Source organism: Alkalihalobacillus alcalophilus ATCC 27647 = CGMCC 1.3604 (assembly GCF_000292245.2).
Classification (GTDB): domain Bacteria; phylum Bacillota; class Bacilli; order Bacillales; family Bacillaceae_D; genus Alkalihalobacillus; species Alkalihalobacillus alcalophilus.
In genome coordinates this window covers 1-10438 of the sequence record NZ_ALPT02000115.1, presented here as the reverse complement: position 1 = coordinate 10438, position 10438 = coordinate 1, and the positions used below count along the sequence as shown (strand labels likewise).

General features: G+C 38.9%; 14 protein-coding genes. All 14 read right to left on the bottom strand.

What is annotated here, in order from left to right; all coding sequences use genetic code 11:
* On the bottom strand, positions 1-309 hold a 309-nt coding region (locus tag BALCAV_RS19560), incomplete at its 3' end, for an enoyl-CoA hydratase/isomerase family protein (RefSeq protein WP_040324270.1).
* A gap of 63 nt (positions 310-372) precedes the next feature.
* Entirely contained in the window at positions 373-1857 is a 1485-nt protein-coding gene (locus BALCAV_RS19555; RefSeq protein WP_003320699.1) for an aldehyde dehydrogenase family protein, read from the bottom strand.
* 82 nt (positions 1858-1939) lie between these two features.
* Positions 1940-2689 (bottom strand): 3-hydroxyacyl-CoA dehydrogenase family protein, encoded by a 750-nt coding sequence (locus tag BALCAV_RS19550; protein ID WP_003320700.1) that lies wholly within the window; start codon positions 2687-2689, stop codon positions 1940-1942.
* Positions 2682-3539 (bottom strand): 3-hydroxyacyl-CoA dehydrogenase NAD-binding domain-containing protein, encoded by an 858-nt coding sequence (locus BALCAV_RS19545; protein ID WP_003320701.1) that lies wholly within the window; start codon positions 3537-3539, stop codon positions 2682-2684. Before BALCAV_RS19545 ends, BALCAV_RS19550 begins: the two co-directional genes overlap by 8 nt.
* Before the next feature lie 16 nt (positions 3540-3555).
* On the bottom strand, positions 3556-3714 hold the full coding sequence (locus BALCAV_RS22605) for a PaaD-like zinc ribbon domain-containing protein (protein ID WP_003320702.1): 159 nt from the start codon (positions 3712-3714) through the stop codon (positions 3556-3558).
* Entirely contained in the window at positions 3701-4345 is a 645-nt protein-coding gene (locus BALCAV_RS19540) for a Phenylacetic acid catabolic protein (protein WP_003320703.1), read from the bottom strand. Before BALCAV_RS19540 ends, BALCAV_RS22605 begins: the two co-directional genes overlap by 14 nt.
* Positions 4346-4567 carry a hypothetical protein gene (locus BALCAV_RS19535; protein WP_003320704.1) on the bottom strand — a complete coding sequence of 74 codons (222 nt, stop codon included), beginning with the start codon at positions 4565-4567 and terminating at the stop codon, positions 4346-4348.
* On the bottom strand, positions 4564-4896 hold the full coding sequence (locus BALCAV_RS19530) for a metal-sulfur cluster assembly factor (protein WP_003320705.1): 333 nt from the start codon (positions 4894-4896) through the stop codon (positions 4564-4566). Before BALCAV_RS19530 ends, BALCAV_RS19535 begins: the two co-directional genes overlap by 4 nt.
* Before the next feature lie 3 nt (positions 4897-4899).
* Positions 4900-5841 carry a Phenylacetic acid catabolic protein gene (locus BALCAV_RS19525; protein ID WP_003320706.1) on the bottom strand — a complete coding sequence of 314 codons (942 nt, stop codon included), beginning with the start codon at positions 5839-5841 and terminating at the stop codon, positions 4900-4902.
* 244 nt (positions 5842-6085) lie between these two features.
* Positions 6086-7054 (bottom strand): MBL fold metallo-hydrolase, encoded by a 969-nt coding sequence (locus tag BALCAV_RS19520; protein WP_003320707.1) that lies wholly within the window; start codon positions 7052-7054, stop codon positions 6086-6088.
* Between the two features lie 88 nt (positions 7055-7142).
* On the bottom strand, positions 7143-8027 hold the full coding sequence (locus BALCAV_RS19515; RefSeq protein ID WP_003320708.1) for a PaaX family transcriptional regulator: 885 nt from the start codon (positions 8025-8027) through the stop codon (positions 7143-7145).
* A 74-nt stretch (positions 8028-8101) separates the two neighbouring features.
* Entirely contained in the window at positions 8102-8554 is a 453-nt protein-coding gene (locus BALCAV_RS19510; RefSeq protein ID WP_003320709.1) for an acyl-CoA thioesterase, read from the bottom strand.
* Positions 8555-8566: 12 nt separating this feature from the next.
* On the bottom strand, positions 8567-9331 hold the full coding sequence (locus BALCAV_RS19505; protein WP_136445903.1) for a CoA-transferase subunit beta: 765 nt from the start codon (positions 9329-9331) through the stop codon (positions 8567-8569).
* A 17-nt stretch (positions 9332-9348) separates the two neighbouring features.
* Positions 9349-10263 carry a CoA transferase subunit A gene (locus tag BALCAV_RS19500; RefSeq protein WP_003320713.1) on the bottom strand — a complete coding sequence of 305 codons (915 nt, stop codon included), beginning with the start codon at positions 10261-10263 and terminating at the stop codon, positions 9349-9351.
* Between the last annotated feature and the right edge of the window lie 175 nt (positions 10264-10438).

The following is a 10438-nucleotide window of genomic DNA, read 5'->3' as shown; positions in this document are numbered from 1 at the left end:
AATTTGTGGGGAACGAGCGATTTTATCTAATGTTTCGTTACATAACAAGCAAAATTGTGTTTTAAATCTTGGCTCGGCTGCTTTTAAAAAGTTGATGTTCGCTCCGGCTGAAAAAAATTTCGGCATGTCACTCATTAAAACAGCTACTTTAATATCACGATCAAATCGAATGTCATCAATCGCCGCATTTAATTCTTTATAATAGTCTAAATCATACGCATTTGTTTTGTTGACATGAATATGAACCTCAGCTACTCCATTTTTCTTCACTACCGTTAAATTCTTTTTTTCTGTTTCTACAGTCGACATAATAATTCCTCCTCGTATTTATCAAAATTTTATTTTAGATACATTGATGAATCGTATTAAAGTTTAAATGCCAAATAAATTTAATGGTCGTTCCCCAATGTATGAAACCACACTCTTTGTCTCTGTATAAAGATCCAACGTTTCAATTGATAACTCACGACCAAAACCAGATTGTTTGTAGCCACCAAACGGGGTTCCAGGGAAAGCAGAGATAGGATTATTAATCATCACTATACCGGCTTTCAAAGCTTTAGCTACTCGATGTGCCTTCCCATGATCCTTCGTCCAAATCGCTGAGCCTAACCCAAAAATTGAGTCATTTGCTCGCTCAACCACTTCTTTTTCATCGGAAAATTTCATGAGGACCACAACTGGACCAAATACTTCCTCTTGAGCGATTCTCATATCATTTGTGACATCCCCAATAACCGTTGGCAAATACCAATAACCCTCTTTAAATTCTTCCCCTTCAGGAATTTGGCCGCCATACAACACCTTGCCACCTTCTTCAACCGCAAGCTTCACATACCCATCGACAACCTCTTGATGACCTTTGGAAATAAGAGCCCCTACATGTGTTTCTTTATTAAATGGGTCACCTACTTTTAAAGCTTTTGTTTTTTCAAGAAACTTGTTTACAAATTCATCATAAATATTTTTATGAATAAATAATCTTGATCTCGCTTCACATGATTGTCCGGTATTATAAAAAATGCCATAAACAGAACCAACAACCGCTCCCTCAAGATCACAGTCATCAAAGACGATGTTTGGTGATTTCCCACCTAATTCAAGAGTGACGCGTTTTAATGTACCAGAAGCTTTCGCCATAATGTCCTTCCCTGTCTCGGTCTCACCTGTAAAGGCGACTTTATCAACTCCCGCATGCTCTGTAAGATAAGGACCTATTTCCGATCCACTACCAGTGATAACGTTTACAACTCCTGGAGGGACGCCTGCCTCCTGACAAATATCAGCTAACATATAAGCGGTTATAGGGGTATGAGAAGCTGGTTTCAGAATGACAGTACAACCAGCCGCAAGTGCAGGGGCCACTTTCCAAGCCGCCATCATAAGTGGATAATTCCACGGAATAATCTGAGCACAAACACCAACAGGCTCTTTTAATGTGTAATTAAAAAACTGACCAGGCATCGGGTTTGTCCGCCCTCCAAAGGTAGCAATTGTCCCTGCATAAAATTCAAAATCCTCAATTGCTTGATTAATTTGTCCTTGGGCTGCAGCAACGGTTTTTCCTGTATCCAAAACTTCCGCTTCAACAAGTTCATTAAAACGCTCCCTCATAACTGCGGCAATCTGATTTAAAATCCGTGCTCTTTTGGTGTGCGATGTTCTTGGCCATTTTCCCGATTCAAAAGCCATACGAGCAGCCTCTACTGTTCGGTCAACATCCTCCTTGGTCGCTTTTGCAGCTCGAGCAATTACTTCACCTGTAGCAGGATTATATACTTCAAAAAATTTCTCATCACGACTGTTTGTATATTCCCCATTAATAAATAGTTGGTAAGTATCTTTGATTACAGACACATAAAACACTCCTTCATCTCAACATTATCAAAGCTGATCATAATTTTTAGCCATAAATCGGTACTGCACTTGAAAAGACAAACTAGTTTTCTATTAATTCTTTTTGTCTGTTTTTAAAATGATCATAATGGTAAAAGCCTTTTTTAGTCTCACCACCAACCCACTTCGCGAAAACGAGCTTTTTAATTAAAGGTGCTGGACGATAGCGTTCTTCTCCAAATTGGCGATAAAGGCCTGCTAAAACCGCATACACATCTTCAATGCCAATTTTCTCTGCCCATTCTAAAGGTCCAAGTGGATAGTTCACACCTTTTTTCATTGCGGTATCAATAGCTTTAGCCGAAGCAATTTTTTCGGTTAAAGCATAAGCAGCCTCATTAATAATTAAAGCTAATATGCGCGGATACACCATACCGACCTCATCTTCAACCACTTCTACACTAAGTCCAATCTTTTGAAAGAGCTCCGCTGTTTTGGCTAAATAGACGGAATCGGCTTGTAATGGCTTTGCCACTTCTACTAATTCATGTTCAGAAAAATTGGCATATGTCGCAAAACCTATCAGTCTTTCGGGATGAGCCATCCACGAACCTATTTCAGTTGCCGTAAATGTGAGACAAGAGGTTACAATTAAAGCTTCTTCGGCAACCATCGTTTCGATTTTTTCCATCGCCTGCCGTTTTTCCTCTACCAAATGATTTGTTTCGATAACTATATGGGTATGAGGGTCGGCTTGGTTAACACTCACTTGGAAATCGGTTTCTAAAAAAGCGTCCGCTAGAGCGTTGGCTAATAGATGCTCTCCAAAAATAGCAAGAGATTTCTTACTCATAAGTATAAAAACCTCCTTTGGTCTTCCTGCCTAAACGACCAGCCTGCACGAGCCTTTCTTGATAATAATGGGGCCGGAAGCGACTTTCACCGTAATAATTTTGATGAACCGTCTTAGTAGTCGCTAAGTTAATATCGATTCCGATTAAATCTTGCAATTCAAAAGGTCCCATTTTAAAATGACCAGCCTTTTTCATAATGCGGTCGATTTGCTCCACACTCGCTACACCATCATTCATAATTCTTAGTGCCTCATTGTAGAATGGTCTGGCGACACGATTGACGATAAAGCCAGGAGTATCCTTACAAAGAACGGCCGTTTTCTTTAAACTATTAGCCCACGCAAAAAGCTGTTCGACTGTTTGCTCATTTGTATTGATGCCGGAAACCACTTCAACGAGTGGCATTAACGGTGCTGGATTAAAAAAATGTAATCCAGCTACTTTTTCCGGCTGTTTTAGAGCCCCAGCAATTTCCGTAATCGATAGCGAAGAGGTATTAGTAGCCAGTATCGTCTTATCATGACAAATGGCTTCTAACTGTTTAAAAATAGCCTGCTTTACTTCTAATTTTTCCGATGCGGCTTCAATAATAAGATCGCAGTCTTTTAACAGGTCCATCTCTGTTGTTGCTTGTAAACACGCTAACGCCTCCGCTTGATCAGCTTTTGTTAATTTACCTTTTTCGACTAAGCGTGCCAAAATCTTTTCAAGTTGCTCTTTCGCCCTTTGCGCCGCTTGGTTGGAGATATCAAACATCACGGTCTTGTAACCATTTTGAATCGCTAGTTGAACGATGCCTGTTCCCATCGTTCCGGAACCAACGACGCCAACTTTCTTCATTTGAACCATTTTTTTGCCCCTTTCTTTATTTCGTATTTACCTCTTTTTGCCAGCGGATGTATTCAAAAACACTTTGGCAATTTTGGCAATAATACTGTCGGACAAGTTGAGCGGTTCCAAATGAAGATATTTTTTCAACTTGGTCAGAAGAACAAAAGGAGCATTCGACTTTATCCGTTGACATTGGAGACAACTCCTTTTTGAAGAAAGACCTCGACTTTATCTTTTAATTGTTTGCTAAGGTCGCCATTATGTTGAACCATCTTTTCTGATTGTAATAAAGGATCTTGTTCTATTTTTCGAAGCCACTGAGATGCTTCTTCAAATTGTTTTGTTAAAGCTTCATGAAACCTTCTTGGAATCGACCCTTTTTCTTGAACGAGCTGACGACACCAGCTTTTTGAATAAATCGTATGTTCGTTTTGTTCTTTTAACATTTTGCTAAATGGTGGATTCACTTCTGGGTGCTCAGCTGCTATAACCGCTTTCATCACAATGTCAGTCGCGATATTCGTTACGTATAAACCAGCAATTAAATCAATCCAGTTTGTAATTTCTACATTTGATTTATATGCTTTTCCTGTTTGATCCTTAATGTCTACTCTATTGCCATTCAACCCTTTTAACTCAAAAGCCCAACGATAGATAAGCCTGGCATGACCTAATTCTTGCTGGGCCATCGCAACCGCCGAAAGGGTCGCTTCTAAATTAGGACCACTAATCCCCACTTCTACTAATCGGTCTCCTAAAATGTATTTATTATCTGCTATTGTTTCAGCTAGCTCAATTAAGGAGATATTTTTATTTGTCGACATTCATTTCACTCCTTCCTTATTAAAAAGTGGTTCAGGCTGTCTAACACTAATAAACTCACTTTTAGGAACGACTTGCATTTCGACCCAATCTTCTTCATCATAAATATGCTCGGCATAAATTTTCGCTAATTCAGAATCAGCCGCTTTAAATGAACCGATCTCCATTAAATCGTCCCCTCGTTTAATCCGGGTAAATAATACGTACTCCACTTGTTTATTCATGAACTTACCCCCCAATATCGAAGCTTCCTTTTCCCTTCTTCACTTAAATTTTCAACCGTCCAAGGTGGATCCCACACAACCTGAATATCGACATGTTCAATTTCTTCTTCTTCTAACAACCGCTCTCTGATATCGCTTTCAATCCATTCCATACAAGCACAACCTGTTGATGTATAGGTCATTAAAACTTGTAAACTCGAACCTTTTTTGGTGATTTCATAGATTAACCCCATATCAACGACACTAATCGGAAACTCCGGGTCCATAACTTCTTTTAAGGCATTCCAATATTTTTTGTTTGGAACAATACTAATCATTGTCGTTTCCATGATTTACGCCCCCTCTTGTCTCATTGCTTCTAGCTCTTTTGCTCCTTTTTGGATTCTTTTCACAAATTCTTCGTTTTTGGGACCACGTTCTTTAAATCGTTTGATAACCCCGTCCCATGTATCAGGCTCATCATGGAGCCATCTTTTATTCTTCACATCAAATTGACAAGGGAATGGTACATCAATGACGTATTCATTTTTTTCTTCATCAAAATGTGCTGGTACGTTTACACCAATCGATTCACAAAATGGAACAGCTGTTGATAACCATTTTTGACGAAGTTCGTCATTTGTCCGACCCTTTAAACGGTAATCCAATTGGGCTGAACGACTTTTCAAATTATCAGCTACTCCAAAAAATTCAAGTCCCATTAAAAACATCCAATCTACGGCCTCTTGCACTTGTTTCGCTGTCTCTGGTTTTTTCATCCCCGATTTCATAATGATCTCTCCATTACGCAAGTGAAATAATTCTTCTTTATCCACTTTTACTAAGGCTCTTTTCCACGGCCCATACGATGTATGTTCATGAGCGTCACCTAAAAGAGTGTATCCGGCTCTGTCAAATAATCCGTTGAAGACCCCTAGTTCAATCCAATTATCCAGTTCGAAATCAAAGGCATAAGGGTTTTTCCAACGATTAGGCTCCCTCTCATAAAGGAGTTCATCGACATCCACATCTAAATTTTCAAGTAAACGATAGGCAATATGAGCGTGACCAATCTCATCTTGCATAACGGCTAAGGCGGTAATTTTATAGTTCAAGTTTGGTGCCTCATTATAAACAGTCAGTAACGGCGGTACACTTAGTAACTCCGTATCACCAACGATGGTTAACGTTTGCTTTAATGCTTTTAAATAGGCTTCATCCATATCCTCGACACGCTCAACCGTAAACCCCTTTTGAACCTTCTCTAATAAAACTTCAGCTTCACTTTTGCCCATCTTGTTAACACCTCTTTTATTATGTTTTTATTCTTTTCGTCTATATTAAGTAATATAAAACATTCTAAATTATCTGTCAATATTTTTATTATGTTTTTTAGACGAACGAATAATTAATATTATCAAACACCACTACTATTTAGCTGAAAAATCAGAAATCAATTTACAAAAAATCTCATGAAATCAACATAAAAAACATGTACCTGCCGAGAAGTGGCATTACATGTTTTTAACGATAGTTTTTTTACACGTTTTTACTTTGATAAAAGACATATGGTTTGGTCGTACTTTTTGTAACCCTTTCTTCTTCAACTAAATAAAAAAGATGAGCGAGAGTCTCCGCAATCGCAAAGCGCCATTGATGCGGAGTTAAGTTTTTATGAGCAAATAATTGTTCTGCCACATCATAAGCAGTCTTTCCATTAGAAAGAGCTTCTATTTTCGCTAAGCGTTCCTGGTGATGACTAATAATTTCATCAGCTCGTTTTGAAAGATCGGTCACCATTTGACCATGGGCCGTATAAATGTAGTTCGCCTCATATTGTTTTATCTTTTCTAATGAATCTAAATACTCATGAAGTGGCCTTTGACTTGCCCGCGGCCAAACACTAATATTCGGAGTGATTTTATCTAAAATATGGTCACCTGCCACTAACACTTTGTCTTCTTTTTGATAAAAACAAATATGACCACCACTATGGCCAGGTGTATGAATGACCGCCCACTCTTGTTCATTCCACGATATATGTTCGTCAATCGATTGAACTGTAGGCAACGGGTGGACATGCTTTGCTAATTTATCCATATGAAAGCGGACAGCCTCACTTAAATCAGCAGGCACACCATAATCGATAAACATCGTTTCTAAAACTGTCGATTGATTTGCATCTTCTCCCCAAACGTGCTCCATCATCTCTTTATCGGTATGATGCATAAACACTTTTGCCCCTGTGAGCTCTTGCATCCAACCACAAAGTCCGGAATGGTCTGGATGAAAATGAGTTAAATAAATCGTCTTAATATCAGTTGGAGTGATCCCTATTTCAACAAATACATCTTGCCAGCACTTTTTCGCTTCTTCATAATGAAAGCCGACATCCACTAACACATAATGATCCTCATCTTTAAATAAGTAGCAATATATATACTTCATCGGAAAAGGCACAGGTACCCCAACACGGTATCCTCTGCCTTCAATTTTTTCTAGTTTCATAGATTCCTCCTATAGGTCCTCATGTTTATAACCATCCCTTAACCTAGATTTATCCAAACTCTAGTTCCTAAATGCCGAAAAAGGTCTTTTAAAATGGAACCGTGATTTCTCGAAATGGATTGATCGCTCGATTACGGTTTTTTTCTACATCAATATCTGGTGGAGATTCAAATAATTGTTCAAAACAACGAACAGCAGGAATCGAAATTAACTGATGTGTTTGCCAGAATAAATCACGTGCCTTTGAACCAGACCAGTTATTTGGTAATAAATCGCGTGGAAAACCAGGATCTTGGAATAAAAATTTCCGATATTCATGAACGAGCTTAGTTCGTTCAATAAAACATTCGTCATCTGTCAATAAATTATTTAAGGCTTTTTCACGCAATTCTTCAAATTTAGGCGTTAGATTTTCGATAAAACCATCGTATTCACTCGAAATCTTTTCTAGATCCCATCCTTTTTTAATGATGCTCTCATTGTCATGCGAAACAATCGAACCCGCACTCATTAAAAAAGTATGATCATGAATCTTGTACGTATCAATCATTTCTAATACTTGCTCTTCTAAAGGATTTGGGCTTACCCATGTGCTATTCGATATGACACCGAACCCAGTCCAGTTTAACTCTTTTCGTATAATGTTACGGAGCTCTCTTTTCTCTTCTGGAAAAGAATACGTTAAAATACGCCACATTCCATCCCATGCTTGACTTTGAGTCGTATAAACACGTTTAACCCCATCCTCAATTCGTCGTCTCCCTAATTCGGTAACGGAATAATAGCTTTTGTTGCCGATTTTGCGTACTTGGAGTAAGTTTTTTTGGACCATTCGAAAAATAGCCCCACGAACAGATGATTCAGAAACGCCAAACTTCCCCATTAATTGAATTAAACTCCCGACCCAAACTTCACCACCATAATGCTTAATGTATTCCCCATATAATGTAAACATCAACGACCTTGGTTTCATTTTGTCACCATCCATTAGTTAGAAAAATTTAATCATAGATTGATTCTTCTTCCATTATAGAGGAATTTACAATATTATGCATTATACTTTGTCGTCGCAAGAACAGCAGATTCCTTTTCGACATTGGATTGTAAAATCGTCCTCACGTCATCAGGAATGGGTACTGCTTTTATACTTTCTCCGGTTTGCTTCACCCAACCACGCAACTCATAGCCATTTCCTGTTCTAATCTCACCATTAAAAACTTCATGTTTTAACTTAATCGTTTTGTCATTGATTTCAAGAACCGTCGTTCGAATTGTAATTAAATCTTCATACAATAATGTTTTTTCAAACGTACATCTCGCATCTAACATAGGCAAAATGATTTGTCGTTCCTTTTCTAAGTTTGTTGGCGACAACCCACAGCTTCTGAAAAACTGATGCCCAGCAATATCAAACCATTTAAAATAATTGGGGTAATAAACAATCCCCGCTTTATCTGTATCGCCCCAATTGACGAGAACTTCAATTTCATTCTTTCTCACACTCAACACTCCTTATTTTTTCTTTCCCGTCCAAAAGCCCTCTGGATCGATACTTCGAATTACGTCTAGCTCTTCTTTAGAAGGGGCAACGGTTTCTTCTAATTGAGCGTTTACTTTCAGCTCCCAACCTGTGCTTTCTTTCACCTGTTCTAACGAGATACCTGGATGAATTGTTTTTAATTCAAGCTCACCTGCCTCATTCGCTCTCATTACTCCTAAAGTTGTGATCAGAGCTCCAATGCCACCACGGGGTAACCCTTGCTGTTTGCGCCAATTCCCACCATCTCCATAGCCAGGTGAGGTAATAAATTCCACTTTAGGTTTAAACCTTCTTTTTTCATGGTTCATAATTACGAGTAAACGTTTCGATAAAGAAGCAATATCGGCTGCTCCTCCACTACCTGGTAATTTTATTTTCGGTTTTTTATAGTCTCCAATGTAAGAGGTATTCACATTTCCGTATTGGTCCACTTCTGCTCCACCGATAAAACCACAATCAACATAACCTTGCTGCATTAAGTACATTAAATGATTTGTCGTTGTACACCATTGTGAACCAATCACATTCGGTGTATCCCCCATCGTATATAAAAGCTGTTCAGAGGGGAAATCCCGAACGATTCCGCATTCATAAAAACCGACCGCATTCGGTGCGTGTAACTTTTTTGCCACTGCAAACGCGAGCATGGGCAACCTCATTCCAACAAAAACCACTTCATGATCTTGAATTTCTCTTGCCGCACTTACGACCATTAATTCTTCTATTGTATAATTCATCATAATCACTCCCCCATCTATTCCGCTGCATAGTTAACAGATGCGGCCAATGCTTCTGTTTTCACTTTCAGTTGCGAAATACGCTCATGCCCAAGTCGTTCTAAGTATTCTTGATGAGTCGTGACACTCATGACCCATTTTTCAACCCATTGTAAAAAACCTTGTCTCGTTTTCGTTTCTTTATGGTAATCATGGAAAAAGAGATGATCACGGCTGTAATGGCCTGGCATTGGCGAAGGATGAAAATAAGCTGGACAATGGACAACCGAGGTGACTTTAAAGCCTGGCACGAGCACTCGGTTCGGATCACTTGTAATCAGTTCGGTTTCCACTATTTCCTCTGCTAACAAAATCACTTTTTTACTGGCAAGGGCAGCATCTTGTGCAACTCCGATATTTCCCCAAAAATGAGCATTACCTTGTTTATCGGCACGTTGAACACCAAGAATCGCCACATCTGGATTTAAAGCTGGAACATGTACTAATTTCTCCCCTTGATATTCATGAACAGATAAGGAGCGATTGCTTTTTAGTAGGCCTGTACCTAATAAAGATTTGGTCGGCAAATAAGGCACCCCCATTGCTCCCCCTAATAATGACAATCCAAGTGAAAAATTACTATGATCTTCTATGTCAATTTTGGAAGGGATTTGTTCTTCAATGGAACGCCGGTAGTTATGCCCAAGTCCTGCACTCACATTCCCTGCCCAAGCTGTTTTAATACCGCTTACACTTCCAGTTCCAATTAAGAGATCAAATAAAATATCCGATATCGGTGCGATTAATGTTAACTCTTGCTTTTGCTGACGAATCATTTCAAAAGCAGCAGCAAATGGAATCATCGGCTCTAAACAGGCACCAAGTACAACGGATTGACCATCTTTTACATGTAAATCAATCGCCTCTCTTAACGTTTGGACTTTATTTTCCATTTGGTTTCACATCCATTTCTCTCATTCTTTATTTTGTTTAAAATGGCGATATCGGTGAGCCGATATCGCCATTAGTTATGATCATTCTTACTCTTCTATTTCCCAGACCAGTCAGCTGGACGTTTTTCAATAAATGCACTTAAGCCTTCTTGGGCATCCTCCGAGCGGAATAAGA

Excerpts from the sequence above, each read along its gene's own strand:
- BALCAV_RS19535 (WP_003320704.1), bottom strand. The coding sequence starts at position 4,567 with ATGAATAAACAAGTGGAGTACGTATTATTTACCCGGATTAAACGAGGG.
- BALCAV_RS19520 (WP_003320707.1), bottom strand. The coding sequence starts at position 7,054 with ATGAAACTAGAAAAAATTGAAGGCAGAGGATACCGTGTTGGGGTACCT.
- BALCAV_RS19515 (WP_003320708.1), bottom strand. The coding sequence starts at position 8,027 with ATGAAACCAAGGTCGTTGATGTTTACATTATATGGGGAATACATTAAG.
- BALCAV_RS19505 (WP_136445903.1), bottom strand. The coding sequence starts at position 9,331 with ATGAATTATACAATAGAAGAATTAATGGTCGTAAGTGCGGCAAGAGAA.
- BALCAV_RS19530 (WP_003320705.1), bottom strand. The coding sequence starts at position 4,896 with ATGGAAACGACAATGATTAGTATTGTTCCAAACAAAAAATATTGGAAT.
- BALCAV_RS19525 (WP_003320706.1), bottom strand. The coding sequence starts at position 5,841 with ATGGGCAAAAGTGAAGCTGAAGTTTTATTAGAGAAGGTTCAAAAGGGG.
- BALCAV_RS19540 (WP_003320703.1), bottom strand. The coding sequence starts at position 4,345 with ATGTCGACAAATAAAAATATCTCCTTAATTGAGCTAGCTGAAACAATA.
- BALCAV_RS19500 (WP_003320713.1), bottom strand. The coding sequence starts at position 10,263 with ATGGAAAATAAAGTCCAAACGTTAAGAGAGGCGATTGATTTACATGTA.
- BALCAV_RS22605 (WP_003320702.1), bottom strand. The coding sequence starts at position 3,714 with ATGTCAACGGATAAAGTCGAATGCTCCTTTTGTTCTTCTGACCAAGTT.
- BALCAV_RS19545 (WP_003320701.1), bottom strand. The coding sequence starts at position 3,539 with ATGGTTCAAATGAAGAAAGTTGGCGTCGTTGGTTCCGGAACGATGGGA.
- BALCAV_RS19550 (WP_003320700.1), bottom strand. The coding sequence starts at position 2,689 with ATGAGTAAGAAATCTCTTGCTATTTTTGGAGAGCATCTATTAGCCAAC.